Annotated in this window: 24 protein-coding genes and 1 tRNA gene; 12 read left to right on the top strand and 13 right to left on the bottom strand. The window is 70.9% G+C overall.

The features are described from left to right. Positions 1-92: 92 nt before the first annotated feature. Positions 93-1484, bottom strand: coding sequence for a cystathionine beta-synthase (locus G4Z16_RS21265; protein ID WP_197354808.1), 1392 nt, complete (start codon positions 1482-1484; stop codon positions 93-95). Positions 1485-1863: 379 nt separating this feature from the next. On the opposite strand from G4Z16_RS21265, the gene G4Z16_RS21260 reads away from it, so the two are divergent. The 3 genes from G4Z16_RS21260 to G4Z16_RS21250 all read left to right on the top strand — a co-directional run bounded on the left by G4Z16_RS21260 (position 1864) and on the right by G4Z16_RS21250 (position 5654). Next, positions 1864-2892, top strand: coding sequence for an SGNH/GDSL hydrolase family protein (locus tag G4Z16_RS21260; RefSeq protein ID WP_197352297.1), 1029 nt, complete (start codon positions 1864-1866; stop codon positions 2890-2892). Between the two features lie 410 nt (positions 2893-3302). Then, entirely contained in the window at positions 3303-4520 is a 1218-nt protein-coding gene (locus G4Z16_RS21255) for an acetyl-CoA C-acetyltransferase (protein WP_197352296.1), read from the top strand. A 213-nt stretch (positions 4521-4733) separates the two neighbouring features. Next, on the top strand, positions 4734-5654 hold the full coding sequence (locus tag G4Z16_RS21250) for a hypothetical protein (protein ID WP_197352295.1): 921 nt from the start codon (positions 4734-4736) through the stop codon (positions 5652-5654). Here the strand turns inward: G4Z16_RS21250 and G4Z16_RS21245 are convergent. Continuing rightward, positions 5638-5976: a hypothetical protein gene (locus tag G4Z16_RS21245; RefSeq protein ID WP_197352294.1), complete on the bottom strand. Its 339-nt coding sequence runs from the start codon at positions 5974-5976 to the stop codon at positions 5638-5640. The genes G4Z16_RS21250 and G4Z16_RS21245 overlap by 17 nt on opposite strands. A 98-nt stretch (positions 5977-6074) precedes the next feature. Between G4Z16_RS21245 and G4Z16_RS21240 the strand changes: the two genes are divergently transcribed. Next, positions 6075-6302, top strand: a complete 228-nt coding sequence (locus G4Z16_RS21240) for a DUF4287 domain-containing protein (protein ID WP_028437044.1) — start codon at positions 6075-6077, stop codon at positions 6300-6302. Positions 6303-6405: 103 nt separating this feature from the next. Here G4Z16_RS21240 and G4Z16_RS21235 read toward each other — a convergent pair whose 3' ends face one another. The 8 genes from G4Z16_RS21235 to G4Z16_RS21200 form a co-directional block, all read right to left on the bottom strand. Beyond that, the gene (locus tag G4Z16_RS21235) at positions 6406-7263 is read right to left on the bottom strand and encodes a Bax inhibitor-1/YccA family protein (protein WP_197352293.1); all 858 of its coding nucleotides are present in this window, start codon (positions 7261-7263) and stop codon (positions 6406-6408) included. A gap of 238 nt (positions 7264-7501) precedes the next feature. Then, positions 7502-9385 carry a complex I subunit 5 family protein gene (locus G4Z16_RS21230; protein WP_197352292.1) on the bottom strand — a complete coding sequence of 628 codons (1884 nt, stop codon included), beginning with the start codon at positions 9383-9385 and terminating at the stop codon, positions 7502-7504. 16 nt (positions 9386-9401) lie between these two features. After that, positions 9402-9746: a sodium:proton antiporter gene (locus G4Z16_RS21225; RefSeq protein WP_197352291.1), complete on the bottom strand. Its 345-nt coding sequence runs from the start codon at positions 9744-9746 to the stop codon at positions 9402-9404. Further along, positions 9743-10525, bottom strand: a complete 783-nt coding sequence (locus G4Z16_RS21220) for an MnhB domain-containing protein (protein ID WP_197352290.1) — start codon at positions 10523-10525, stop codon at positions 9743-9745. Before G4Z16_RS21220 ends, G4Z16_RS21225 begins: the two co-directional genes overlap by 4 nt. Next, entirely contained in the window at positions 10522-10791 is a 270-nt protein-coding gene (locus G4Z16_RS21215) for a Na(+)/H(+) antiporter subunit B (RefSeq protein ID WP_197352289.1), read from the bottom strand. Before G4Z16_RS21215 ends, G4Z16_RS21220 begins: the two co-directional genes overlap by 4 nt. Continuing rightward, positions 10784-11245 (bottom strand): monovalent cation/H+ antiporter complex subunit F, encoded by a 462-nt coding sequence (locus tag G4Z16_RS21210; protein WP_197352288.1) that lies wholly within the window; start codon positions 11243-11245, stop codon positions 10784-10786. Before G4Z16_RS21210 ends, G4Z16_RS21215 begins: the two co-directional genes overlap by 8 nt. After that, positions 11242-11469 carry a hypothetical protein gene (locus G4Z16_RS21205; RefSeq protein ID WP_343070875.1) on the bottom strand — a complete coding sequence of 76 codons (228 nt, stop codon included), beginning with the start codon at positions 11467-11469 and terminating at the stop codon, positions 11242-11244. The genes G4Z16_RS21210 and G4Z16_RS21205 overlap by 4 nt, the downstream gene beginning before the upstream one ends. Positions 11470-11589: 120 nt before the next feature. Beyond that, entirely contained in the window at positions 11590-11988 is a 399-nt protein-coding gene (locus G4Z16_RS21200) for a cupin domain-containing protein (protein ID WP_197352287.1), read from the bottom strand. Positions 11989-12039: 51 nt separating this feature from the next. Between G4Z16_RS21200 and G4Z16_RS21195 the strand changes: the two genes are divergently transcribed. From G4Z16_RS21195 to G4Z16_RS21180, 4 genes are all read left to right on the top strand, one after another. Next, positions 12040-13032, top strand: a complete 993-nt coding sequence (locus G4Z16_RS21195) for a helix-turn-helix domain-containing protein (protein WP_197352286.1) — start codon at positions 12040-12042, stop codon at positions 13030-13032. Between the two features lie 114 nt (positions 13033-13146). Continuing rightward, entirely contained in the window at positions 13147-13701 is a 555-nt protein-coding gene (locus G4Z16_RS21190; protein WP_197352285.1) for a DUF6153 family protein, read from the top strand. An 87-nt stretch (positions 13702-13788) separates the two neighbouring features. After that, positions 13789-14412: a DUF305 domain-containing protein gene (locus tag G4Z16_RS21185; RefSeq protein ID WP_197352284.1), complete on the top strand. Its 624-nt coding sequence runs from the start codon at positions 13789-13791 to the stop codon at positions 14410-14412. A gap of 260 nt (positions 14413-14672) precedes the next feature. Beyond that, on the top strand, positions 14673-16208 hold the full coding sequence (locus G4Z16_RS21180; RefSeq protein ID WP_246530979.1) for an MFS transporter: 1536 nt from the start codon (positions 14673-14675) through the stop codon (positions 16206-16208). Positions 16209-16285: 77 nt separating this feature from the next. Here G4Z16_RS21180 and G4Z16_RS21175 read toward each other — a convergent pair whose 3' ends face one another. After that, on the bottom strand, positions 16286-17206 hold the full coding sequence (locus G4Z16_RS21175; protein ID WP_425508098.1) for a DMT family transporter: 921 nt from the start codon (positions 17204-17206) through the stop codon (positions 16286-16288). Between the two features lie 336 nt (positions 17207-17542). On the opposite strand from G4Z16_RS21175, the gene G4Z16_RS21170 reads away from it, so the two are divergent. Beyond that, the gene (locus G4Z16_RS21170; RefSeq protein ID WP_197352282.1) at positions 17543-17869 is read left to right on the top strand and encodes a hypothetical protein; all 327 of its coding nucleotides are present in this window, start codon (positions 17543-17545) and stop codon (positions 17867-17869) included. 387 nt (positions 17870-18256) lie between these two features. Further along, complete coding sequence (locus G4Z16_RS21165; RefSeq protein ID WP_197352281.1) at positions 18257-20686, top strand: SpoIIE family protein phosphatase; 2430 nt, start codon at positions 18257-18259, stop codon at positions 20684-20686. 111 nt (positions 20687-20797) lie between these two features. Here the strand turns inward: G4Z16_RS21165 and G4Z16_RS21160 are convergent. Next, positions 20798-20883, bottom strand: a tRNA-Leu gene (locus G4Z16_RS21160). 438 nt (positions 20884-21321) lie between these two features. Here G4Z16_RS21160 and G4Z16_RS21155 point away from each other — a divergent pair. Together G4Z16_RS21155 and G4Z16_RS21150 are read left to right on the top strand one after the other, a co-directional pair. Further along, the gene (locus tag G4Z16_RS21155) at positions 21322-22113 is read left to right on the top strand and encodes an ABC transporter ATP-binding protein (RefSeq protein WP_246530978.1); all 792 of its coding nucleotides are present in this window, start codon (positions 21322-21324) and stop codon (positions 22111-22113) included. 146 nt (positions 22114-22259) lie between these two features. Continuing rightward, positions 22260-24815 (top strand): ABC transporter permease, encoded by a 2556-nt coding sequence (locus tag G4Z16_RS21150; protein WP_197352279.1) that lies wholly within the window; start codon positions 22260-22262, stop codon positions 24813-24815. 112 nt (positions 24816-24927) lie between these two features. Here the strand turns inward: G4Z16_RS21150 and G4Z16_RS21145 are convergent, their stop codons facing one another. Further along, positions 24928-26124, bottom strand: a complete 1197-nt coding sequence (locus tag G4Z16_RS21145) for a Gfo/Idh/MocA family protein (protein ID WP_197352278.1) — start codon at positions 26122-26124, stop codon at positions 24928-24930. Between the last annotated feature and the right edge of the window lie 54 nt (positions 26125-26178).

The following is a 26178-nucleotide window of genomic DNA, read 5'->3' as shown; positions in this document are numbered from 1 at the left end:
TTTCGGGGCCGTGACACTCTCTCGCCACTTCGCGGCCGCCCGGACGCCAGGGCCACCGCGGGGACTTCCGGGTGTTCACGGCCCCGCCGGCCTCACTTCTTCGTGCCCCCCGCCAGATAGGCCAGCAGGTCCTGCCGGCTGACCACACCGACCGGCTTGCCCTCCGCCAACACCACGGCGGCGTCGGCGCCTTCGAGGACCGGCATCAGGTCCCCCACCGACTCGCCGGAGCCGACGTGCGGCAGCGGCTCGCTCATGTGCTTCTCCAGGCGGTCGCCCAGCGAGGCACGCTGCGCGAACAGCGCGTCCAGCAGGTCCCGTTCGACGACGGAGCCGACGACCTCCGCGGCCATCACGTCCGGGTGCCCGGCCCCCGGCTTGACCACCGGCATCTGCGAGACGCCGTACTCGCGCAGCACCTCGATGGCCTCGCCGACCGTCTCCTCGGGGTGCATGTGCACGAGCGAGGGGATCGGGCCCTCCTTGTGACGGAGCACGTCACCGACGCGCACGTCGGTGGCCTCGCCCTCCTCCAGGAAGCCGTAGTCGTTCATCCACTCGTCGTTGAAGATCTTGCTGAGGTAGCCACGGCCGCCGTCCGGCAGCAGCACCACGACCACGTCGTCCGGTCCGAGCTTCTTCGCGACCTCCAGCGCGCCCACGACGGCCATGCCGCAGGAGCCGCCCACCAGCAGGCCCTCCTCCTTGGCCAGGCGACGGGTCATCTGGAAGGAGTCCTTGTCGGACACGGGAACGATCTCGTCCGCCACACCGCGGTCGTAGCAGTCGGGCCAGAAGTCCTCGCCGACGCCCTCGACCAGGTACGGGCGGCCGGATCCGCCGCTGTAGACGGAACCCTCCGGGTCGGCACCGACGATCCGGACCCGGCCCTCGCTGACGTCCTTGAGATAGCGGCCCGTTCCGGAGATGGTGCCGCCGGTGCCGACGCCCGCGACGAAGTGGGTGATCCGCCCTTCCGTCTGCTCCCACAGCTCGGGGCCCGTCGTCTCGTAGTGAGAGCGCGGGTTGTTGGGGTTGCTGTACTGGTCGGGCTTCCACGCGTCCGGGGTCTCGCGCACGAGCCGGTCCGAGACGTTGTAGTACGAGTCGGGGTGGTCCGGGTCGACGGCCGTCGGGCAGACGACCACCTCGGCGCCGTACGCCCGCAGCACATTGATCTTGTCCGTCGACACCTTGTCGGGGCAGACGAAGAGACAGCGGTAGCCCTTCTGCTGAGCGACGATGGCGAGTCCGACACCGGTGTTGCCGGAGGTGGGCTCGACGATGGTGCCGCCCGGACGGAGTTCGCCGGACGCCTCCGCCGCCTCGATCATCCGCAGCGCGATCCGGTCCTTCACAGAACCGCCGGGATTGAAGTATTCGACCTTCGCCAGAACCGTGGCACGGATACCCTCCGTGACACTGTTCAGCTTGATCAGCGGGGTGTTGCCGACAAGGTCGATCATGGACTCGTGATACTGCAACGTGGTCTCCGCGCGTCCGTGGGCAGCGTCGTTGCGTGCCCTTACCGTCACGATATTGCGCAACACGCGCACACCGGAGGCCCGTTGCGAAGGTTGCAGAGCGGTCCCCACGGGGCAACACAGTGTTAGGAGCGCTCAACCCGCACGTCACAGGACGCGCACCGAGCGCTCACACCGACTACCCAACCACGGTGCCTCTTCATGCACCCCAGCACCATTCGACGGGTCACCGCCCGGCGGTAGCGGGAACGGATCGGCGCGGGCTCCGGTGTCACAGACGTCACTGTCCACGCAGTACAACGCACACGGAACGCGCAGCACAGTAGGACCAGCACCAGCACCAGCACCCAGAACCATCAGCGGGAGGCGGACCAGAGAGATGCCGATGTCGAAGGCGGCGAGCGCAAGAGTGGCACGGCGGATTGCGACCGCGGCCGCATACGGCGGCGGTGGCCTCAGCCTGCTCGGAGGCGCCGCCGTCGGACTGCTGTTCGCCGAGGCGCAGCTCGCAAAGCGGAAGATCGGCGGCTCGGACGACGAACCCCCCAAGGCCGACGGTGTCTACGGCGCCGCCCTCGCGGGACACCACCCGGGACGAGCCGTGCGGCTCGCCTTCCTCGGCGATTCCACGGCGGCCGGCCAGGGGGTGCACCTCCCCCGCCAGACGCCGGGCGCGCTGCTCGCTTCCGCGCTCGCGGCCGTCGCCGAACGCCCGGTGGAACTGCGCAACGTGGCCCTGCCCGGCGCCCAGTCCGACGACCTGGAGCGCCAGGTCACCCTGCTGCTGAGTGAGCACGACCTCGACCACGCGCCCGACGTCTGCGTCATCATGATCGGCGCCAACGACGTCACGCACCGGATGCCGCCCTCCCGAGCGGTGCGGCTCCTCTCGGACGCGGTGGCGCGGCTGCGTACCGCCGGGTGCGAGGTGGTCGTCGGCACGTGCCCCGACCTGGGCTCCGTCGAGCCGGTCGGCCAGCCCCTGCGGTGGGTCGCGCGGCGCCTGAGCCGTCAGCTCGCCGCGGCGCAGACCATCGCCGTCGTCGAGGAGGGCGCCCGTACGGTCTCGCTCGGCGACCTGCTCGGCCCCGAGTTCGCGGCGCACCCCCGCGAGCTCTTCGGCCCGGACAACTACCACCCCTCGGCCGAGGGTTACGCGACCGCGGCGATGGCGATACTGCCGACCCTGTGCGCGTCGCTGGGCCTGTGGCCTACGGAGGACGAGCGGCCCGACGCCGCGCGCCGGGAGAGCATCCTGCCGGTGGCACGGGCGGCGGCGGAGGCGGTCGCCGAGGGCGGCACCGAGGTCACGGCCGTCCGCGGCCCGTGGGCCCTGCTCAAGCACCGCCGCAGGCGCCGGCTGCCTCCGGCGGAAGAGGTCGAGGCGGCGCACGAAGAGGCTCTCTAGAGCCGGCGGTCGGGCCGTACGGCTCCGCCCGCCGTCCGGTCCTGCGTACACCCCGGGGCGCCAGGGGGCACCGGCCGCCGCCGGGGACGGGGACGGATCCGGCGCGGGCCCGCCGGGCACGTGCCTCCGGTGCGGGCTCCTCAACTGTGCGCCGGGCAGCGGGCGTTCGGCCGCCGCGGCCGGCCCGCCGAGGGAGGGGAGCCGAGGGTCCCGCCGGGAGGCAGGGGAGCTCCCGTCCCGCTCGGCCACCGCACACGCCTACCGTTGACAGCAGCCCCCTCCACGCTCCGGACGGTGGAAAGCAAGCGCTTAGAAAAGAGTCCGGCATCACACCGTGCGGCCCGTGACCCCGGGGCTACGGGGAGGTAGCTTCCCGCAGGAAACCGCTCTGCCGACCCTCTGGAGCCGTGATGCCCGAAGCAGTGATCGTCTCTGCCGCCCGCTCGCCCATCGGACGCGCCTTCAAGGGGTCGCTGAAGGACGTACGGCCCGACGACCTGACCGCGCAGATCATCAAGGCCGCCCTCGACCAGGTGCCGGAGCTCGACCCCACCCAGATCGACGACCTGATGCTCGGCTGCGGTCTGCCCGGCGGCGAGCAGGGGCACAACCTGGGCCGCGTCGTCGCCGTGCAGATGGGCATGGACCACCTGCCGGGCTGCACCATCACCCGCTACTGCTCCTCGTCGCTGCAGACGACCCGCATGGCGCTGCACGCCATCAAGGCGGGCGAGGGCGACGTGTTCATCTCGGCCGGCGTGGAGACCGTCTCCCGTTCCGTCAACGGGAGTTCGGACGGGATGCCCGGCACGCACAACCCCCTCTTCGCCGACGCGGAGGCCCGTACCGCCGAGCGCGCCGAGAAGGGCGGCTCGGGATGGGAGGACCCGCGCGAGAGCGGGCAGGTCCCCGACGTCTACATCGCCATGGGGCAGACCGCGGAGAATCTGGCCCGCCTCAAGGGCGTCACCCGCAAGGACATGGACGAGTTCGGGGTCCGCTCGCAGAACCTGGCGGAGAAGGCCATCGCCGACGGCTTCTGGGAGCGGGAGATCACGCCCGTCACCACTCCGGACGGAACGGTGTCGAAGGACGACGGGCCGCGTGCCGGTGTGACGCTCGAAGGCGTGGAGGGCCTCAAGCCCGTCTTCCGTCCCGACGGCCTGGTCACGGCGGGCAACTGCTGTCCGCTCAACGACGGCGCGGCGGCGCTGGTCGTCATGTCCGACACCAAGGCGCGCGAGCTGGGGCTGACGCCGCTGGCGCGCGTCGTCTCCACCGGGGTCTCCGGCCTCTCTCCCGAGATCATGGGTTACGGCCCGGTCGAGGCCAGCAAGCAGGCCCTGGCCCGTGCCGGGATGACGATCGGCGACATCGATCTCGTCGAGATCAACGAGGCGTTCGCCGCCCAGGTCATCCCCTCCTACCGGGACCTCGGCATCGACCTGGACAAGCTCAACGTCAACGGAGGCGCGATCGCCGTCGGCCACCCCTTCGGCATGACGGGGGCCCGCATCACCACGACGCTGCTCAACTCGCTGCGCTGGCACGACAAGCAGTTCGGCCTGGAGACCATGTGCGTCGGCGGCGGCCAGGGCATGGCCATGGTGCTGGAACGCCTCAGCTGACGTGCAGGAGATGTGATTTATCCCCCTGGAGCTGAGTGTTTCTCCTGCTCACGACGAGCGGGGCTGTGGAGGTATCAGTTCACCTCTGTCCTATTCATGGCGTTTGGGACTACGGTCGACTCGCCCCCGGGCTTCTCCCGTGCTCTGCCGGGAGAAGCCGCTGGGGAAATCGAGCAAGCGTCCAGGGGGACCGACGGAACCAGGAGAACGTCAGTGAGCGCGATATCTCTGCTGCTGCTCGCGACCGCGGTCACGGCCGCCGCGGTCGGGGGCGCCGCCCTGCATTCGGCGCGCGGCCTGCGCCGGCGCCTCGACGAGTGCGCGCAGTGCGGCACCCCCGAACGCGGGGCCAGGGTTCCGCACGCGCGCTCCGCCGAGGAGATCCGGAGCATCGTCGTCGAGGCGATCGCGGAGGAGCGTGAGCGTGAGCTGGCGGAGGCCCGTGCCATGTGGGCGGCGCAGGAGCGCGGCAGCGACGGCACGCACGTGCACGACGCGACGCTGGCCGACCGCGGCACGGAGTACGAGATAGCTCCCGTCCTCGACGCCCTTCTCAAGGGCCGCGTCGACGACGACGTACTGGAGAACCTGCGCGAACTGCGCGACCGCGACATGCCCCAGCCGGGCATCTTCGTACCGCGGCAGGTGGAGCGCGACCTGGGCGACGATCTCGAATCCGTGGAACCGCTGGAGCAGCAGCCCGGTCCGCAGGACGGGCAGGAGACCCCCGGCGTGACCGCGGCCCGCCGCCGTCACCCTTCGGAGCCGGACTTCACGCTCCGCGGCGAACCCGCCCTACCGGCGCAGACGCCGCTGCGCTCCAGGAACGCCGCCGGTCACGAGCGGACCGTGGGACGGCTGGCGGAGCTGGCGGACGCCCGTACGCCGCTCTCGGACGTGCGGCAGGGCCCGCTGGGCACGCTGGACGTCTATCTCTTCCAGGACGGCACGACCGTGTGCCTCTCCCCCGGCCACCGCGAGACGGCCGAGGCCCTGTGCGCGGCGCTGCGGGACGGGGACGTCCCGGTGCTGATGGGGGGCTCCACCGTCTCCGGCGCGTACGCCCTCACCTTCGCCTACGGGGAGGGCCGCACCGCCTATCTGCTCGCGGACCGGGTCATCGCTTCCCGGTAGCAGCCGCGGCGATACGCACGGTGGCGAGCTGAACGAGGCCGACGGCGTCGGCCAGTTCATGATCGGCGTCAACTTCGCAGAGAATTTCCGCCAGATCGTGTGCCGCCACCAACAGCTGGTCGCCGACGGCGAAAACCCCCACGTCCGGCAGCTCCAGCGGGGGGCGTCCCGGGAACTCCAGACGCTGTGCCCGCACCGCCAACTCGCGGGCCAGGGCCAGTCCTTCGGCCGCTGCTCCCCTGCGCAGAGCGCTCTCCGGAAGGGTCCGCAGACGGTCCGCCGCAGGCTGCACCGCGGAGATCAATGGGGCTGTATCGAGCACCCCGCAAGCGTATGCGCCCCCGACACACTGTTGCCATCGTCCCGTTACTCAGGCACCTTGGCGGGAAGGACTCCATAAGGCAGCGTCCGGAGGCGCCGATGTCCCAGATCTTCTCCGAAGAGACCCACCGGAACATGCTCACCCGCATCCCTCAATGCACCGGCCGTGAAGTATCCGAATGGCTGCGGACTGTAGATGAAGGCCCTTCCCTCTTCCGCTTCGAGGAGAAGGTGAGCTGGCTGCGCGGCGAGCACAACCTCGCGTACGGCCACGCGAAAGCGATCATTCACGAGTACGACCTGCGGCGCGCTGCGCGCCATCTGTAACCGGCCTCCCCAGGATCTCTTGGATTTCCGGAACTGATCCGGATCAGCACATACGAAGGGGCCCGCGAGGCGTCACCGCCTCCGGGCCCCTTCGGTGCGTCCGTCAGTCGTTGCCCTGAAGGATCGCGATCAGTCGCAGGAACTCGAGGTAGATCCACACGAGGGTCAGCGTCAGACCGAAGGCGGCCAGCCAGGACTCCTGGCGGGGTGCGCCGTAGGAGATGCCGTCCTCGACCTGCTTGAAGTCGAGCGCCAGGAAGAGCGCGCCGATCAGGATGCCGACGATCCCGAAGAGGACGCCCATCGCACCGCTGCGGAAGCCGAGGCCGTCACCGCCGCCGAAGACCGCGAACAGCAGGTTCACCATCATCAGCAGCACGAAGCCGATGGCGGCGGCCATCGCGAAGCGGTAGAAGCGCCGGGTGACCCGGATGATCCGGGTCTTGTACATCACCAGCACCGCGGTGAAGACCGCCATGGTGCCCAGCACGGCCTGCATCGCCGCGCCGTCCGCGATGTAGCTGTCGACGAAGTTGCTGATCGCGCCGAGGAAGAGGCCTTCCAGCGCCGCGTACGCCAGGATCAGCGGCGGCACGGCCTTGCGCTTGAAGGACTGGACGAGCGCCAGCACCATCGCGACGAGGCCGGCACCGATGGCGAGCGGCAGTGCCAGATCCGTGATCCAGGCCACTGCGGCCATGACGACGACGAGGCCCACCGTCATACCGGTGCGGGCGACGACGTCGTCCATCGTCATGACGCCGGTCTGCGGCGGAGTGGCCGGCGGAGCCCCGTAGGGCTGACCGACTGCCTGCGTCTGCTGCTGGGCGTAAGGGTTGTTCGCGTAAGGGCTGTTCGCGTACGGGTTCCCGGCCTGCGGCTGCTGGCCGGCGTCGAAACCGGCATAGCCGCCTGAGCGGCTGAACCCCCGTCGCGAGAAGACCGGGTTGCTGCTCCTCATCTCACTCCTCCATGGCCGCACGGCACGGCACTAGCCTTCAGAGTAATGCGTTAGCAAAAACAGCACGCTACTCCAGTGTCAAGAACGAAGAAAAGCGGGGCGTGGTTCCGTCTTGGTTCCGTTCTTGTACCGCGCTCCAGGTCCTCCACACGTGCCGCATCGCGGCCGGGGCGTTGCGCCGAACGACTGAAGAACCCGGGGGCCGGGGCCTGCTGGAGACGGTGCAGCTGAGCGGCTCTCAGGGCAGCATGTGTGTGCCGGGGGCGGTGAGCAGTGTCACCAGCGCGAGGCCCGCGACCGTCCAGGCCACGTAGTCGCCGATGTGCCCCGACTGCAGGCGGCGCAGGGGCGCCAGGAGACGATCGCCGATCCCCGGGTAGGGACGCCGCCGCACGCCGAGCACCGCGATCCCCACACCGAGCGCGGTCGAGAGCAGCCCGAGCAGGACGCCGGCGGTGTTCCAGTGCGCGGGCGGGCCGCCTTCGGGGTGCGGGGTGACACCGTCCAGGACCGCGGCTTCGTAGAGGTCGTGCGTGGCGAAGAGATGTGCCGCGTCGCCGGCGCCGTCCCCCAACTGCGGTACGAGCCCCGCCGCGAGGGCCGCGGCCAGCAGCCCGGCCGGCACCACGAGCATCGGGCCCGGGATGCGCCGCAGCCGGCCCGCGGTCTCGGGCTGTTCGCCGCCGTCGGTGAGGGGGCCGGTCACGGGCTCCTGCGTGCCTTCCTGCGCGTCCGGTTGACCGCCGGGGCCCCCGGTCCCGTCCGGTCGCGGTCCGGCTCCGGCGAAGATGCGCACGCCCGCCCGCAGAATCGCGCCGCCTGTGAGCGCCGAGACGAGCACGAACACCGCGGTGAGCCAGTGGCCCGTGTGGCCCGCGGCCTCCTCCGCCACGGCCTTGCCGAGCGACGTCCCGAACGGGGGCATTCCGCAGACGGCGAGCCCGCCGAGGACGAACATGGCGCCGGTGAAGGGCAGTTCACGTGCCCGCCCGTACAACTCGTGCTCGTCGACGGAGGCATAGCGGTCCAGCAGGATGCCGGTGCACGCGAACAGGGCCGCCTTGACGGCTCCGTGGGCCAGTACGTACAGCGAGGTGCCCGCGACTCCTTCGGGGGTCAGCAGGCCGACGCCGATGAGGAACAGGCCCGTGTGCGACACCGTGGAGAAGGCGAGCAGCCTCTTCACGTGCCGCTGCCGCCAGCTCATCACCGCCCCGAGCAGGGCGGTCAGGACGCCGACGGTGACGAGGGCGCGGGTGAAGGCTTCCGGCGGCAGGCCTCCGGGCCCGGCGAAGATCGTCCAGTAGAGGCGGGCGACGCCGAAGACGCCCAGCTCCACCATGACGCCCGAGAGCAGCATGCACACGGGCGTGGGTGCGACGGCGTGGGCGTCGGGCAGCCAGAAGTGGAACGGCACGGCCGCCGCCTTCACCAGGAGTCCGGCCGCCAAGAGTACGAAGGCCGCCAGGACGAGGGCGTCGGCCCGCTGCCCGTCGAGCGCCCGCCCGACCTGGGCGAAGCCCAGTTCGCCGGTGCGGGCGTAGAGCAGCGCGATACCCATCAGCATCGCGTAGCCGCCGAGGGAGTTGACGATGCCGAAGGCGAGCGCCCCTTGCACCGGACGCGGTTCCTCGACGCGGAATCCGGTGAGCGCGTACGCGACGACGCCCATGAGCTCGAAGAAGACGAAGGAGTTGAACAGGTCCCCGGTGAGGCAGAAGCCGCACATGCCCGCCTGGAAGAGCAGGATCAGCGCGGGGAAGGAGCCGGTGCGCCGCCGCGGGGGCTCCTCGAAGTACCGCCAGGAGTAGACGAGTACGGCGACGACGAGCAGCGACGTGAACGCGGTGAGACCCAGGGAGACCGGCTCGCCTGCCAGCACGATCCCCACACCCTGGCCCCCGGCACCGGGTCGCCAGCCACCCAGCCACTCCACGACGTAGGGGCCCTCGTGGGTACCGCCCGCCAGCACCACCGCGGACAGGACGGCGGAGACCGCCGCGAAGAAGACGCCGAGGCTGTCCGAGGCGATGCGCGGCAGCCGCCGGCCTCCCGCGGCGAGCACGGCGGCGCCGAGCATCGGCACCACGACGACGAGCGGCAGCAGCCGCGACACGTTCATCCCGCCGACACCCCCGTCAGCCCTTGAGAGCCAGCAGCTCGTCCGGGTCGACGGTGCCGTGCCGCTTGTGGAGCTGGGTGACGAGGGCCAGCAGCAGCGCCGTCACGGTGGCGCCCACGACGATGTCGGTGAGGGTGAGGGCCTGCACGACGGGGTCCACGACGCGGGCGTCCTTGGGCAGGGCCGCGTAGACCGGCGCGGTGCCGCCGTCGCGGTAGCCGATGGCGAGCAGCAGCACGTACGTCGAGGACTGGGTCACGGACAGACAGCCGACGGTGTGGATGAGGTTGCGGCTGGTGACCAGGCCGTACACGCCGATGAGGAAGATCCAGCCCGCGACGAGATAGGGCAGCAGGGTCATGCGTTCCCACCCCCTCCCGCTGCCTCGGCGGGACCGGCGCCGTTGTTGCCGGGGGGCGCCTCGATCTCCACCGCCTGGTCGAGGAAGGAGGCCAGCAGCACCACCACGCCGCAGGCCACTTCCATGCCCACGGCGGCGTTGAGCAGGACGACGGTGCCGCCGGAGGTCAGCGTCCCGAACGTCCCCAACGGCAGGACGTTGGTGAGGAACGCCGAGCCCGCCAGGACCGTCGAGATGCCGGTGACGACGTACGCCGCCTCGCCGGCCGCGTCCCCGATCTCGTACGGCGAGAGCGGCCGGATGCGCTCCAACGCCCCGTAGTCCGCGGCCACATAGAGCAGATGCAAGGCCGTCGCCACGACGACTCCGCCCTGGAACCCTCCGCCGGGGGTGATCTGGCCGTGCGCCACGACGTACAGGCCGACGAGGAGCGCGACGGGCAGCATCACCATGCCGAGGCGGCGGATCGGAGGCGAGACCCGGGCGCGGCGCGGCGGCCGCCGCCGCTCCCCCGTGGTCTGGCGCAGGAGCACCATGGCGCCGAGTACGGCGGCGAAGAGGATCGACTCCTCGCCGAGGGTGTCGAAGGCGCGCTGGTCGAAGTTGACGGCGGCGACGGCGTTGGCCGTGTGGTGCGCGAACGCCGCGCGCACGGCGCGGTCGCCGTAGGGGTGGTGGCTGCCGCCGAACTGCGGCAGTCCGAGGAAGGCGGCGACGAGGAGCACCGCCACGACGGCCGCCGCGGCCAGGAAGAGCACGAGCCTGCCGCGCCGCGTCAACGCTCCTCCTCCTTGCGGGCGTCGTTGCCGGATCCGCCCCGTACCTTCCGCACCGTCAGCACGATCATCAGCGGCGTCACCGCGGAGCCGACGGCGAGCTGCGACAGGCTGACGTCGGGCGCCTGGACGAAGGCGAAGAGCAGGGCGAGCGCGAGGCCGAGGAAGGACAGCACGAGCGCCTGACGCAGCGGTTCGCGGTTCAGGACGGCGGCGGTCGCCGTCACGGCGACGAGGAGCAAAGCCACGACGATGAGCGCGTCAGTCACGGGCCGGAGCCTCCTCCGGGACGCCGGACTCCGAACTGAGCTGTGAGCCTCCGCTCGTGACCAGTGCCCCCGCCAGCAGCAGGCCGCCGATCACCAGTACCTTCACGGCCTCCCGGCCGGGGCCCGCGGCCACGCACAGCGGTACGACGACGGCCGGCACCCCGAACAGCGCGGTCCAGCGCACGATGCGGGCGGGCGGCAGCCCGCCGAGGAACCGCGCGTACACGAGCGTCCCGGCGGGCGCGAGGACGGCGAGGACCAGAGCCAGGTCCAGATAGTCGGGACGGCGGAAGCCCTCGGCCGCAAGCAACAGCGTGAGCCCTGCGAGGAGTTGGGAGAGGTTCTGCGCGACGAGCCGCGTGTTCGGGCCGCCCGTGGCGACGTACCGGAGGACGGGCACCAGGCACAGCAGCGGCACCATGGCGGCGGCGAGCCAGCCGTCGGACGTGCTCATCCGGAGAGCACCTCCTGGCGCGCGGCCCGCCTCGCCGCCCTCGCACAGACCGCGGCGGGGAGCGCGAGGGTGGCGCCGACCGCACTCTCCACCGGGTCCACGGTCGTGATCAGCACCATCCACAGGCCCGTCAGCGCCGCCCACCAGGCGAGCACTTCGGCGAGCGCCGCCCAGCCCTTCCGTACCCTCGGGCCCGTCAGCACTCCCGTCAGGCCCGCCAACACGCCCGCACCTTCGCCGTCATGAGCGTGTGGGTACCACGCGCCGCCCGTCACACACCCGGCGGCGCGCGGTCGCGAGCCCCGGTCCGGCACGGTCGTGGGTCCCGACCCGGGGCGGCTCCGTCAGTCCAGGGCGTGACCGGTGGTGGCGTCGACGTGCCCGGGTACGGGGTCGTGCCTGTCGCCGACGGACGAGGTTCCGGACGGTTCGAAGAGGAGGATCGAGGCGCCCCCGGCCGAGGACGGCTTGTGCTCCACACCCCGTGGGACGACGAAGACCGACCCCTTGCCGAGCACCACGGTCCGCCCGTCGTCGCCGTCGCCGTCACGCAGGGCGATGCTCAGCTCTCCGTCGAGCACGAGGAAGAACTCGTCGGTGTCCTCGTGCGCGTGCCACAGATGTTCGCCCGCAACCTTGGCGACGCGGACGTCGTAGTCGTTGACCCGCGAGACGATGCGCGGGCTCCACAGCTGGTCGAAACCGGCGAGGGCGGTGCTCAGATCGATCGGTTCGTCTCTCATGAGGTCATCGTCGCCCTGGTGGACGCGGCACGGGAGTGCTGGGAATCGCATGTGGCGCAAGAATCCTCGCAACCGCCCGGGCCCGCCCGGCCGCATCGTGTCGCCGTCATCGTGGACGAGGGCTCGAACCCCTTCGAGCTGGGTGTCGCCACCGAGCTCTTCGGGCTGCGGCGCCCTGAGCTGCGACGGCCCTGGTACGAGTTCACGGTGTGTGCCGCGACCCGCGAAGTCCCCATGCACATCGGGATGTTCACGCTCTCCGGGGTGGCGGACCTGACCGCGGCGGACGAGGCGGACACGGTCATCGTGCCGAACCGTCCGGACCCGGAGGTGCGCCCGGGCGGCGCGGTGCTGGAGGCCGTATGCAGGGCCTCGAGGCGCGGAGCACGCCTCATCAGCTTCTGCACGGGCACCTTCACCCTGGCCGAGGCAGGTGTGCTCGACGGCCGCCGCGCCACGACGCACTGGCGCTGGGCGGACCTCTTCGCATCCCGCCACCCGGCGGTGCGGCTGGAGCCGGACGTCCTCTTCGTCGAGGACGGCGGCATCCTCACCGCTGCGGGCAGCGCGGCGGCCCTGGATCTCGGCCTCCATGTCATCGGGCGCGACCACGGCGCCGAGGTGGCGAACGCGGTCAGTCGCCGCCTCGTCTTCGCCGCCCACCGCGACGGAGGGCAGCGGCAGTTCGTGGAACGTCCCGTGCCGGTCACCCGGGACGCCTCGCTCGCGCCGGTACTCGAGTGGGCCCGGGAGCGGCTGGACGAGCCGCTGACCGTGACGGGCCTGGCGGCTCGCGCCGCTGTCAGCCCCGCCACTCTGCACCGGCGGTTCCAGGCCGAGCTGGGCACGACACCGCTGGCGTGGCTGACGGGCGAGCGCGTCGCGCTGGCCTGCCGGCTGATCGAGCGCGGCCAGGGCGCCCTCGGGACGGTGGCCCGCGCCAGCGGACTCGGCACGGCGGCCAACCTCCGCGCCCAGCTGCGGCGACGTACGGGCCTCTCGCCCAGCGCGTACCGCCGCCAGTTCAGCGCCCGCGTCCCCTGACGGCGCTCCTCGCGCGGCCGGTCCACCGAGGGGGCCACGGGCGGCGAGGGCAGGAACCTTTGCCATCGGGCACAACTCGGCCTGCGCCCGGATCCGTCCCCGTACGATGCGTCCGTGATCAGCAACCGCCCGACGGCGTCTCCCGCATCCCCTCTCCAGGGGCGCGCCTGGGCGCTGCCGTTGCTGGTCATGGCGGTCCTGTGCGGGCTGCTCGCGATGCACGGGCTCGGGGCGGCGCCGCCCCCCGAAACTCACCCGCACCGGGCGACGGCGCACTCGGCGCCGGAAGCAGCGGCCGCGGGCGGTCACGCCGCAGGCCGTCACGCCGCCCACGGCACCGCTCACGTCCACGCCCACGGCACCGCTCACGTCCACGCCCACGGCAACGCTCACGTCCACGGCGATGCCGACGGTGAGAGCCCGCGCATCGGACCGGGGGACGAGCACGCGGGCCAGTGCGAGTGCGACGGGCTGGGCGGGCACGTCGCACACGCCGATGCGGCCTGTTCGGCGAGCGGCACCAGCGGCTCCCCGAGCATGGACGGCCCCGCCTCCATCGAGGCGGCCGGCCCGCAGCCGGAGGAGGACCTCGACGGGTGGTGCCGGCCGGACACCGGCGCGGAACGGGCGCCACCCTCACTTCACCGGCTTCAACTCCTGCGCATATAGGGGCGCCTCACGGCGCGGTCCCGGGGCCGCCGCCGATCAGGTGCACCCGGAAACAGCAACTCTTCGACACGCAGGAGCAGTACGACCATGAGCACACAACGTTCTTCCCTCAGCCGCGTGGTGACCGCCGCCGCGTCCGCCGCCGTCGCGGCGCTGGCGCTCGCCGCATGCGGCAGCGGCCAGGACCAGGCGTCCGGCAACGGCCACGGCTCGGGCCACGACAGCGGAAAGAAGCCCGCGAAGAGCGCGGGCGCAGCCGACGTCTCCTTCGCGCAGGGCATGATCCCGCACCACCGCCAGGCCGTGGAGATGTCCGAACTGGCCTCGTCCCGTGCGGAGTCGGCGAAGGTGAAGTCGCTCTCCGTGCGGATCAGCAAGGCCCAGGAGCCCGAGATTGAGAAGATGTCGGGATGGCTGAAGTCGTGGGGCGAGAAGGTCCCCGCCCCCGGCCAGGAACACTCGGCGCACTCGGGTCACTCCATGGCCGGGATGATGACGCCCGAGGACATGGAGAAGCTCAAGAAGCTGTCCGGCGAGAAGTTCGACCGCGAATTCCTGCGGATGATGACGGCACATCACGAGGGCGCCGTCGACATGGCACGCACAGAGGAGTCGGACGGCTCGTACAAGCCGGCGAAGGCCATGGCCCGCGACATCAGGCGCTCACAGACCGGTGAGATCAAGGAGATGCGGGAGCTGCTGAAGAAGTAGCGCTCCCTTCCGCGCAGGGTTCGCCCAGCCCCGTACGTCGGCCCGCCCCCTGCGGTGCCCGATGTACGGGGCGCCGGCGAGCAGCAGCAGCCGCTCCGCGAGCAGCCCCGGCCCCGCCCTCCTGCCCTCGCGGTCGCCGGCCGGCCGGCAGCGCGCACATCCGCCCGGACGCGCGGACAAGATGCATGACGCGAGCGAATCTTGCGGCCCGGCTGGGTACTCGCGAGCGCGACCCGGCGTGCGCAGAGCGAGGAGCGTCAGTGCCCGAAGCGAGATCGCCCGCGGGCCCGGAACCGGAGCCCGGACCCGGGCCCGAGTCGGAGTCCGGCACACGCTCACGGCGCTGGAAGGCCCTGGCGGTCTGTCTCGTCGCGGGCTTCATGACGCTGCTGGACGTCTCGATCGTCAACGTGGCCCTGCCGTCCGTACGGGAGGGCCTGCACACCACCGAGTCCGAGCTCCAGTGGGTGCTCTCGGGCTACGCGCTCTCCTTCGGGCTCTTCCTCGTACCCGCCGGGCGGCTGGGCGACGCGCGAGGCCGCCGCCTGGTCTTCATGGTCGGCCTGGCCCTGTTCACTCTGGCCTCCGCCGCGTGCGGGGCCGCCCGTACGAGTGCGTGGCTCGTGGCCGCGCGGCTGGTGCAGGGTCTGGGCGGCGGGCTGATCGCACCGCAGATCTCGGCCCTGATCCAGCAGATGTTCTCCGGACGGGAACGGGCCCGGGCCTTCGGCATGTTCGGCACGGTCGTCGGCGTCTCCACCGCCGTCGGACCGCTGCTGGGCGGCGTGATCATCCAGGCGGCCGGGGCGGACGAGGGCTGGCGCTGGGTCTTCTACGTCAACCTCCCCATCGGCATCCTCTGCCTCTTCCTCGCCCGCCGACTGCTGCCCGACACCCCCACCGCCGGTGCGCGCCAGTGGTCCCGGAGCCTCGACCCGGTGGGCGTGGCCCTGCTGGGCGCGGGCGTCCTCGCGATCCTGCTGCCGTTCGTCCAGGCCCAGCAGTGGAAGGGCGACGGCAAGTGGCTGCTGCTGCTCCTCGCGGCGGTGCTGCTGGCCTGCTTCGTCCGGTGGGAGTCGCGGTGCTCACGGCGCGAGACCGAACCGCTGGTGGCGCTCTCGCTCTTCCGCGTCCGCTCGTACTGGACGGGCTGCCTGCTGATCGTCTTCCAGTTCGCGGGCTTCACGTCGATCTTCTTCATCACCACGCTCTATCTGCAGAGCGGGCTGCACTACAGCGCGCTGCAGGCGGGACTCGCCATCACGCCGTTCGCGCTGGGGTCGGGAACGACCTCGCTGCTCGGCGGGCGGTACGTCGACCGGTACGGGCGCAGGCTCGTGGCCGGTGGCCTCGCGCTGACCGCGCTCGGACTGGCGGGAACCGCGCTCACGGCACACGAGGTCGAGGGGCACAGCACCGGCTGGTACCTGATGATTCCGCTGCTGCTCGCGGGGCTGGGCACCGGATTCGTCATCGCCCCGAACCAGGCGCTGACCCTCTCCCAGGTGCCGGTGGCGCGGGGCGGCAGCGCTGCCGGAGTGCTGCAGACCGGGCAGCGCATCGGGGCATCGGTCGGCATCGCGGGCGTGGGATCCCTCTTCTTCACCCGGCTGAACGCGGGCCACGGCCCGCCGGCCGAGGCCGACTGGCGCTCGGCGTACCAGCACGGGCTGGTGCTCTCCGTCGTCTTCGTCCTGATCGCGCTGACGGCGGCCCTGGCCGATGTGTGGACGGACCGTCAGGGCACCGAATCGCACCCCGCCGTGGATCACGGCCCGCCGCCGCCCCCCGGTTGATACGCCCCGTCGTGGATCCGGCGAGGCGGGTGGTCGCCGGCTCCCGGGCCCGCCTCCCGTGGTCGGGGCGGGTTCCGCTAGCGCGGACGTCCGCTGTCGTCGTACGCCTGCTTCTCGTCCGAGGGCGGGGACAGGCCGGGCGCCCCGGTCGGCATCGCCGGGTGGCGTCCCAGAAGGAAGACTCCGCCGATGGCCGCCCCCAGCCCCAGGATTTCCCAGGTGACCGCCAGCGGCGTCAAGCGAACGGTGTCGCCGAGGAACCCGATGCTGCACGCGATTCCGGAAAGTGGCTCCGCGGCCGTCAGCGCGGGCAGGGACTGCCGCAGTGCCCCGGCTTCGAAGGCGCTCTGCACGAGAACCAGTCCGATGACGGCCGATGTGACGATGACGTACGGCTGCCAGCTCGTGACCAGCCCGACGAGGCCGGAGTCGCTGAACACCGTGCTCGCCTCCCGGGTCAGGGCGTCCTGGACTCCGTAGAGCACTCCTGCCGCTCCGGCCAGGAGCGGAGGCTCCTCGGCCAGCCGCAGATTACGGGCGATCACGACCATCACCAGGGCCACCGCCACCACCGACCCCAGCACGAGCCAGCGCCGGAAGGCACCGATCTGAGCGTCGTCGTTGCCCTGCGGGGATCCCGCGGCAACGAATGCGGCCACGCCTCCGCTGAGCAGCACCACCCCCGCCCAGCCGCTTCCGCCGAGCCGCTGCCCGCTGATCCGCCGTGCCAGCGCCATCGCGAAGAGCAGGTTGGTGGCCAGCAGCGGCGCGACTCGTGAGACGTCCCCCTGTGCCAGCGCGGCGGCACTGAGGAGCTGGCCGATCACCATGAAGCCGATGCCGAGCAGCCAGCGCGGGACCTTCATCAGGTCCAGCAGCAGCCGGAAGGAGAGGATGTCGGCCAGCGGGGCGCGGGCTGCGGCCTCCTGCTGGAGTACGAACCCGAGGCCCAGAAAGCAGGCCCCGACCAGGCCGTACACGTAGACCATGATCGACATGCCACTCCAGGGCGCTTGAGCGGGCCCCGCGGTGCACTGCGGGCCGTCCGGATCCGGCGTATCCGTCTGATTGCTCTCAGCATCTCCCAAATGTTCCGGTCCCGGAGACTGCTGGGCCGCGACACAGGTGATTGCCCACGGAGCGGACCAAAGCCCCGGCGCCGTGACGGCCCGGCGGTGTGCCGACGGGCAGGAGCGGGGCCGCACAGGGATCGCGCGGCACGGACACCGGCCGTGCGGGTGCCGGATGGCCGGAATGGCCGCACGGTGCGAAGCCTTCGGCCCCGCTTCCTCAACAGCCCCACCACACCTGCGTGCGCTGAATAGCGTTGAGACATGAGTTTGATGACCGAGGGGGAGGCACCTGGGCCCGTCCGCTTCTACCTGGCCTGTGACGACGTCGGCTGCCCGGCCCGCGCGGTGTTCGACCTCGTGATCAACGAGCCCCCGCCGCCGATAGAGGACGACCTGTTCGGGCACATCCTGCACAGCAGCACACGTGCGGCCCCCTATCTCGAGGAACAGGGCTGGACCTTCACGCAGGGGATCGGCTACTGGTGTCCGACCTGCTCCACTCCCCGGTCCGAACGTCCGGGCCCCTCCAAGCCCGGGCGGCGTCATGTCGCGCGCCGTCAGCGGCGGGACCCGCGGGGCCCGCAGTAGGGAGCCTTGCCCCGCAGCGCGCCAGCCCTTGCCCGCGGGGCGGCCACGGAGGGGCGCTCGCAGGCGGAATAGCCCCCTCGAAATAGCCCCCCCTCGAAGCGCCTGCCCGCAGTGGCCGCGACGCTCCGCGCACAGCCGGAGGTTCCCCGGTCCACGCTCCGTGATCACGCCTGGCAGAACGCACCGAGCACACACCCGCACCTGTGCGCTCCCGCGGTGGCCGCGTGCGCCTGCGAATTCAAGCCGTTCCGGGACACCCGTCCGGTGCGGCCTCCGTGCCCTTATGTTCTGCTTTCACCATAGGAGACCGCTCTGCCTGCTGCGGTTGTATCTGCTCCCGTATGGATCGACCCTGTAAGAGAAACGTATCCGGGCTGGATTGGTGCCATGAATGCGTGGAGCGAGGCCGAGACCATCGACTTCCGTGGGCCACTCGACGTGGCGAGTGGCGCCACGGTGCTGCTCGACAACCAGAACGTGATCATCGGGTGGAGCGAAGCCGCTGAAGGCCTCTTCGGATATGAACCGCGCGAGATTCTGGGCCGGCCGCTCGAGACGCTGATAGTGGAGAGAACGTCCCAGGAACAGCCGCTCATCGAGCTCCTCGACCGGTCCGTCGGCCCGGCATGCCGCAGTGAGGCCAGCGTCGCGCGTCACCGGGACGGCCACCACGTCGATGTGGCGACGACGATCTGCTCCCTCGCCGGGAGGGACGGGCCCCCGCAGATCATGGTCGCGGCGGAGCTGGAACCGCTGCGCAGCTGGGAGGCGCACCAGGCCATGCTCCGCGGGCTCGCGACCCAGTCGCCGATCGGCCTTGGCATCTACGACACCGATCTGCGTCTGACCTGGATAAACGCGAAGTACCAGAGCGAGATAGACAAGGGCCAAAACCTCGGCGACTTCGTAGGCAAGCGCGTGGACGAGCTCTACGACGGCGGCGAGGTGATCTCGGAGGGCTATCCCAGCTCACTGGGCGAGGTCATGCAGAGCGTGATCGATACCGGCAAGCCGGTCTTCGGCGTGCTCTACGAGGCCCGGCCACCCGTCGACCCGGAGCACGACCACGTCTGGTCGTGCGCGTACTACCAGCTCAAGGACGCCGACGGACACGTGCTCGGCGTCTGCGAGGACGCCCTCGACATCACCGACCGCTACCGCGCCCAGCAGCGTCTCGCGCTGACGGTGCGCGCCGGGGTGCGGATCGGCACCACGCTCGACATGATCACCACGGCCAGGGAGATCGCCGAAGTGGTCATCCCGGCCTTCGCCGACAGCGTCACCGTGGACCTGGTCGAGGGAGTGCTGGAGGGCGAGGAGCCCCGCCCGCACGGAGAGACCCCGGCCATGATCAGAGTGGTGGAGCGCGTCGGCAGTCCGTACGCGGGTGCCGAGGACACGCCCGCCACCGGTCCCTTCCCCGTCGAGTACGAGCCCGGCTCGCCGCAGCTCGACTCGCTCGCGTCCCGCAAGGCCATCACCGTCGACCGCGAACGCCCTGCGGAGGCGCAGGAGGACGACAACGGCGTCCACTCCACGCTCGCCGTGCCGCTGCGCGCCAGGGGCACGACGATGGGCCTGGTCACCTTCATGCGCAGCGGCAATCCGGCCCCCTTCGACCACGACGAGCTCTCCCTCGCCAACGAACTGGCCACCCGCACCGCGCTGTCGATCGACAACGCCCGCCGCTACACGCGCGAGCGCGCCTCCGCGCTGACGCTCCAGCGCAACCTGCTGCCCAGGGGCCTGCCCGAGCTGTCCGCCGTCGAGGTGGCCCACCGCTATCTGCCGTCCGACGTCGGGCTGGGCGTCGGCGGCGACTGGTTCGACGTGATCGCCCTGTCCGGGACGCGCGTGGGCATGGTCGTGGGCGACGTGGTCGGTCACGGCGTGAACGCTGCCGCCACCATGGGGCGTCTGCGCACCACCGTCAGGGCCCTGGCCCGGCTGGATCTCGCTCCCGACGAGCTGCTCTCCCGGCTGGACGACCTCGTACTGCAAGGTGCCGAGGACCAGGAACCCGGTGCCGTGCCCGGCACGGACGAGGGGCTCGGCGTCGCCTGCCTCTACGCCGTGTACGACCCGGTCTCCCGCATGTGCACCGCCGCCCGCGCCGGGCATCCGCCCGCCGCCAGCGTCGATCCGGAAGGCAACTTCAAGCTGCTCGACATCCCGCCCGGTCCCCCGCTGGGCGTCGGCGGGCTGCCCTTCGAGTCGATGGAGACCGAGCTGCCGGAGGGCAGCCTCCTAGCGCTTTTCACCGGAGGGCTCGTCCAGGACCGCGACCGCGACATCGACACCGGCGTCGCGAAGCTCAAGGGCGTGCTGAGCGACCGCCGGGCCACGCTCGAGGAGTTGTGCGACCGGACCCTGAGCGAGCTGCAGCCCGACGGTCCGGCGACCGACGACGCCGCGCTGCTTCTGGCACGCACGCACGAGCTGGGAGCCGACCAGGTCATCGGCTGGGAGCTGGAAGCCGAGCCCAGCGCGGTCTCCCGCGCACGGACCCTGGTCATGGACCAGCTGACCGAATGGGGCCTGGACGAGCTGGCGTTCACCACCGAACTCGTCGTCAGCGAACTCGTCACCAACGCCATCCGGCACGCGGTCGGCCCCGTCTATCTGCGGCTCATCCGGGACCGCAGCCTGCACTGCGAGGTCTCCGACAAGGGCCACACCTCGCCGAACCTCCGGCACAGCGCGACGGACGACGAGGGCGGTCGCGGCCTGTTCATCGTGGCGCAGATGGTGCAGCGCTGGGGCACCCGCTACACGACCTCGGGCAAGACGATCTGGACGGAGCAGGCACTGCCCTGACCCCTGGACGCCCGGTGGGTCCTCATGCTCGGTGAGTCCGTGGACGCAGTCGGTCCGTGGACACGGACGGAAGCGAGGATGTGCCGGACCGTCACAGCTCAGGCGCATGGGTGGTGCCCGGAGCCGGACTTGAACCGGCACGGCCCTCAGGGCCAACGAGGTTTAAGCTCGTCGTGTCTACATTCCACCATCCGGGCACCGGCTCCAGGTCCCGCAGTTACGCAGAGCATGCGGGTTCCTACCCCAGGGTGCAGGTAGAGCCTATCCAGCGTCAGGCCCCCAACTGGGGCGCGTCAGCTCGATGTTGTCTTATTTTATGGGCAACTGACGACGCGTCAGTGCCGCGTCCCCCACTTCGGAGGGCCGCTCGGATCACGTCCCTGGCACGTGAAATGACGGAAAGTCGCCGTCCGGACACTGGAATTCGCCTTCCGCCGGCGGGAGTCCCGCCGGGGGTGCCCGCCCTCGTCCGCCGTCTCGGGGGAGCCGTCATACCCAGGGATGACCGCGTGACTTTGATGTACCTCGGAAGGCTGGCTCCGATACGGGCATGGGGGGTGATCCGCGGGGGCGCACGGAAGGACAACATGGTGTGGACCCGAGATCCGTACACCGTTCGACAGGAGCCCACTCCCGTGACCACCACCTACTCCTCCCGCGTACCGGCTGCTGCACCAGCGCCCGCCGGCGTCGCCGCAGCGCGCGCCACGGACCTCTCGAAGGTCTACGGGCAGGGCGAGACCAAGGTGGTCGCGCTCGACCGCGTCTCCGTCGAGTTCCGCAAGGCCGAATACACCGCGATCATGGGGCCGTCGGGCTCCGGCAAGTCGACCCTGATGCACTGCATGGCGGGCCTCGACTCGGTCTCCAGCGGCAGCGCCCTGATCGGCGACACCGAACTGACCAGGCTCAAGGACAAGAAGCTGACGAAGCTGCGCCGCGACCGGATCGGCTTCATCTTCCAGGCCTACAACCTGCTTCCGACGCTCAACGCGATGGAGAACATCACGCTTCCGCTCGACATCGCGGGCCGCAAGGCGGACCAGGCCTGGCTGGACCGCGTCATCGAGACCGTCGGCCTCTCAGGCCGGCTCAAGCACCGCCCGAGCCAGCTCTCCGGCGGCCAGCAGCAGCGCGTGGCCGTGGCCCGCGCGCTGGCCAGCAGGCCGGAGATCATCTTCGGGGACGAGCCGACGGGCAACCTCGACTCCCGCGCCGGAGCGGAGGTGCTGGGCTTCCTGCGCAACTCCGTAAGGGAGTTGGGCCAGACGATCGTGATGGTCACCCACGACCCGGTGGCAGCCTCCTACGCGGACCGCGTCGTATTCCTCGCGGACGGCCGCATCGTCGACGACATGTCCGGGCCGACCGCCGAGTCGGTGCTCGAGCGCATGAAGAACCTCGACGCCAGGGTGCGTACGAACTGAGCCGCGCCGGCGCGGGCGCCTCCGCGACGGCCACACGGCCGCGCACCGCCCGCCGAGGCAACCACCAGCACGAACCCGGAACCGGCCCAGGACCGCCGGGCCGCTGGATACCGCGTTCCCAGAAACCCAGAACCCAGGACAAACCGATGCTCCGTACTGCCTTGCGCAACGTCTTCGCGCACAAGGCCCGGCTGCTGATGACCGTGCTCGCCGTGATGCTCGGCGTGGCCTTCGTCTCCGGCACCCTGGTCTTCACCTCGACCATCTCCGACGCGTACCAGAAGAGTTCGGAGAAGGGCTACAGCAACGTCGACCTCGCCATCGAGCCGCCCGCGGGCGGCGATTCCGGGCCTCCCCGCAGGCGGCCCGGCGGCCAGGACCGGCTGACGCAGGCCACCCTCGACAAGGCACGCGAGCTGCCCGGCGCGCAGAGCGCCAGCGGCTCCGTCACCGGCTTCACCGCGCTCGCCGACAAGCACGGCAAGCTCGTCGGCGAGGGCTGGCAGACCACCGGCGGCAACTACGACTCCGGCCGCAACGGCAAGGCCGAGGACGCCCGTTACCCGATGAGGAACGGCCGGGCGCCGCACGGTTCCGACGAGGTCGCCATCGACTCCGCGACGGCGAAGCGCGTCGGTTTCGAGATCGGCGACACCGCCCGCATGTCGGTCAACGGCCCGGTGCTCAAGCAGCGCGTCGTCGGCATCTTCACCACCGACGACGGCAATGTCGCCGCGGGCGGCACGCTCGTGCTGTTCGACACCCCCACCGCCCAGCGGCTCTTCGCCCTGCCGGGGCAGTACGACCAGATCACGCTGAAGGCCGCCGACGGCACTTCGCAGGCGGAGCTGAAGTCCCAGGCGGAGAAGATCATTCCCAAGGGCGCGGACGCGGTCACCGGCAAGAAGCTCGCCGCCGACCAGTCCGAGGCGATCAAGAAGGGCATGAGCGGGATGCAGACGGCGATGCTGGTCTTCGCCGGGATCTCGCTGTTCGTCGGCATCTTCATCATCGCCAACACCTTCACGATGCTCGTCGCCCAGCGCACCAAGGAGCTGGCGCTGCTGCGCGCAGTCGGTGCCGGGCGCCGTCAGGTGACGCGCTCGGTGCTCATCGAGGCGCTGGTCGTGGGCACTGTCGCCGCGGTCGGCGGCATGGCGGCGGGCGTCGGCATCGGAGCGGCGCTGCGCTCGCTCATGGGCAGGTTCGGCGCGACCGTGCCGGACGGGCCGCTCGTCGTCGACGCCACCGCCATCGGCGCCTCGCTGGCCACCGGCATCGTGGTGACCGTCCTCGCCGCCTGGCTCCCGGCCCGCAAGGCCGCGAAGATCCCGCCGGTGGCGGCGATGAGCAGCGTCCACGCGGCGGCGACGACGCGTTCGCTGGTCATCCGCAACACGATCGGCGCGCTGCTGGCCGGCGCGGGCACGGCACTCGTGCTGTACGGCGCCGGAATGGACGACCGCGACACGGCCAAGATCCCGCTCTCGGCCGGTGCCGCCACGCTCCTCATCGGGGTCTTCGTCCTGACGCCGCTGCTGTCGCGGCCGCTGATCGCCGCCGCCGCGCCGTTCATGCGGATCTTCGGGGTCTCGGGCAAGCTCGCCCGCCAGAACTCGGTGCGCAACCCGCGCCGCACCGCCGCGACCGCGTCCGCGCTGATGATCGGGCTCACTCTGATCACCGGTCTGACCGTCATCGCCGGAAGCGTGCAGCAGGCCGTGGAGAAGCTGGCCACCGATTCGCTGAAGGCGGACTACACCGTCAGCATGGCCAACCAGACGCCGCTCTCATCCGGCGTCGAGCGGAAGCTGACGCGCGACGACCAGGTCGAGTCGCTGAGCCCGATGCGCAACTCCCCGGCCCGGGTGGGCAGTTCCACGGAGTATCTGACGGGCGTCAAGGGCGAGACGATCAGCGACCTCACCGACATGCCGTTCGTCTCCGGCGGCTGGGACGGGCTGTCCGGCAACAAGGCCGTCGTCGACAAGGAGACCGCCAAGGAGAAGGGCTGGAAGACCGGTTCGGCCTTCCCCGTCACCTTCGAGGACGGGAAGAAGGCCCGGATGACGGTCTCGGGCGTCTACGAGGGCAACGAGATGATCAGGGGCATCATGCTCGACACCGGGACTCTCGACCCGCACATGAAGCAGCTCTCGAGCATGCAGGTGATGGTCAAGACGAAGGATGGCGCGAGCGATTCGGTCAAGGCGTCGCTGGAGAAGGCGCTGGGCAGCAATCCGGCCGTCCTCGTCCAGGACGAGAAGGACGTCACGGAGTCCATCGCCAAGATCTTCACCCTGATGCTCAACATGCTCTACGGGCTGCTCGCGATGGCGGTGATCGTGGCCGTGCTGGGTGTGGTCAACACACTGGCGATGTCGGTCTTCGAACGCTCGCAGGAGATCGGGATGCTGCGCGCCATCGGCCTGGACCGGCGGGGCATCAAGCGGATGGTGCGGCTGGAGTCGCTCGTCATCTCGCTCTTCGGCGGTGTGCTCGGCATCGGACTCGGCATCTTCTTCGGATGGGCCGCGGGCAAGGTCGTCGGGTTGTCGCTGTCGACGTACTCGCTGGTGCTGCCGTGGGACCGGATCGGGATCTTCCTCGGACTGGCGGCGGTCGTGGGCATGCTGGCCGCGCTGTGGCCGGCACGGCGGGCCGCCAAGCTGAACATGCTCACCGCGATCAAGACGGAGTAGCCCGGCGGCGCCCCGCCCGCGGGTCCGCCGCGGGCAGGGCAGGGCGCGTCACCGCGGCCCGGTTCCCTCACCGAGGGGGCCGGGCCGCTGTGTTGCGCGGGCTCCTGGGCCGTCAGCCCGGCGCGTCACCGAAGTCGGGGACGGGGAGGCGCTCGCCGTCGCGCAGCGCCGAGTCGTGCGCGACGACGCCGGGCAGCGTGTAGCGGGCGGCGACCCACGCGTTGACGGAAGGCAGCGTGCTGTCGTTCACCGCGTTGACGAAGTCGTCGACGAGGAAGTGGTGGCTTCCCTCATGCCCGTTGGGTGCGTGAGCGAACTCGGCGGGCAGCCGGGCGCGGTCGTGCACCGGAGCCGTGCCGGAGATGAACGCGTCACGCAGCGCCGGTGAGACGTCGGCGAGCGAGGGATCGTCCGCGGAGAGCGTCGGGACGGCCTGCAGATGCTCCGAGACGTCCCGCACACCGGTCTTGTCCTGCCAGAAGCTGACGGTCGCCAGCTGCTCGAAGCTCCCCTCCGTGCCGAAGAAGCGGAAGCGTGACTCACGGATGTGCGAGGGGTATCCGACCCGGCGGAACTCGTTCGTGCGGAACGATCCCCCGCCGGCGACCTCGAAGAGCGCCGTCGCGTTGGAGAAGTCGTTGCCGAACTGGCTGACGTCCCGGTCGAACACGCCGTCACCCCGCTCGTCGCGGACACCGACGGCGCTGACGCTCGTGGCGTACGTCTGCCAGGCGCCCAGCACGCCGCCGATGCTGTGCGTGGGGTAGAGCAGCGGCGGATAGCTGGCCGTCTCCTTCCACCGCTCGCCCCCGCTGAAGCGGTACGCGTCGTAGAAGCCCAGGTCCATGTCGTGGACGTAGTCGCCCTCGGCGTAGAACAGCCGCCCGAAGCCGCCGTCGGCGATCTTCTCGCGGGCGTAGACCGTGGCCGGGTTGTAGTGGCTGGTCTCACCCATCATGTAGGTGAGGCCGGTCTCCTTGACGGCTTCGATGATGGCCGCCGTCTCCTCCTCGGAGACCGCCATGGGCACCGCGGAGTAGACGTGCTTGCCCGCGCGCAACGCCCGTACCGCCAGCGGTCCGTGGGTCCAGCGCTGGGTGAAGAGGGCGACGGCGTCGACGTCCGATTCGAGCATGTCGTCGAAGGAGGACACGGTGCCTGCCAGCCCCTCCGCGGCAACGAGCCGCTCGGCGCGCTCGGGCAGGAGATCCGTGACATGAATGGCGCCGACGCCGGGGTGCAGCCGGAAGAGCTTGGCGAACGATCCGGCGAACTGTCCGGCGCCGACGATTCCGATGGAGAAGGGCACGAGCGAAAGCCTTTCCTGTGCGTGCCGTGGTTACTCGGTACTCAATTTTTCCGC

Source organism: Streptomyces bathyalis (assembly GCF_015910445.1).
Classification (GTDB): domain Bacteria; phylum Actinomycetota; class Actinomycetes; order Streptomycetales; family Streptomycetaceae; genus Streptomyces; species Streptomyces bathyalis.
This window is presented reverse-complemented; position numbering and strand designations above follow the sequence as displayed.

Coding starts and splice junctions, on each gene's coding strand:
- G4Z16_RS21260 (WP_197352297.1), top strand. CDS start 1,864: ATGCCGATGTCGAAGGCGGCGAGCGCAAGAGTGGCACGGCGGATTGCG.
- G4Z16_RS21200 (WP_197352287.1), bottom strand. CDS start 11,988: ATGAGAGACGAACCGATCGATCTGAGCACCGCCCTCGCCGGTTTCGAC.
- G4Z16_RS21210 (WP_197352288.1), bottom strand. CDS start 11,245: ATGAGCACGTCCGACGGCTGGCTCGCCGCCGCCATGGTGCCGCTGCTG.
- G4Z16_RS21230 (WP_197352292.1), bottom strand. CDS start 9,385: ATGAACGTGTCGCGGCTGCTGCCGCTCGTCGTCGTGGTGCCGATGCTC.
- G4Z16_RS21225 (WP_197352291.1), bottom strand. CDS start 9,746: ATGACCCTGCTGCCCTATCTCGTCGCGGGCTGGATCTTCCTCATCGGC.
- G4Z16_RS21185 (WP_197352284.1), top strand. CDS start 13,789: ATGAGCACACAACGTTCTTCCCTCAGCCGCGTGGTGACCGCCGCCGCG.
- G4Z16_RS21240 (WP_028437044.1), top strand. CDS start 6,075: ATGTCCCAGATCTTCTCCGAAGAGACCCACCGGAACATGCTCACCCGC.
- G4Z16_RS21175 (WP_425508098.1), bottom strand. CDS start 17,206: ATGTCGATCATGGTCTACGTGTACGGCCTGGTCGGGGCCTGCTTTCTG.
- G4Z16_RS21165 (WP_197352281.1), top strand. CDS start 18,257: ATGAATGCGTGGAGCGAGGCCGAGACCATCGACTTCCGTGGGCCACTC.
- G4Z16_RS21235 (WP_197352293.1), bottom strand. CDS start 7,263: ATGAGGAGCAGCAACCCGGTCTTCTCGCGACGGGGGTTCAGCCGCTCA.
- G4Z16_RS21255 (WP_197352296.1), top strand. CDS start 3,303: ATGCCCGAAGCAGTGATCGTCTCTGCCGCCCGCTCGCCCATCGGACGC.
- G4Z16_RS21150 (WP_197352279.1), top strand. CDS start 22,260: ATGCTCCGTACTGCCTTGCGCAACGTCTTCGCGCACAAGGCCCGGCTG.
- G4Z16_RS21170 (WP_197352282.1), top strand. CDS start 17,543: ATGAGTTTGATGACCGAGGGGGAGGCACCTGGGCCCGTCCGCTTCTAC.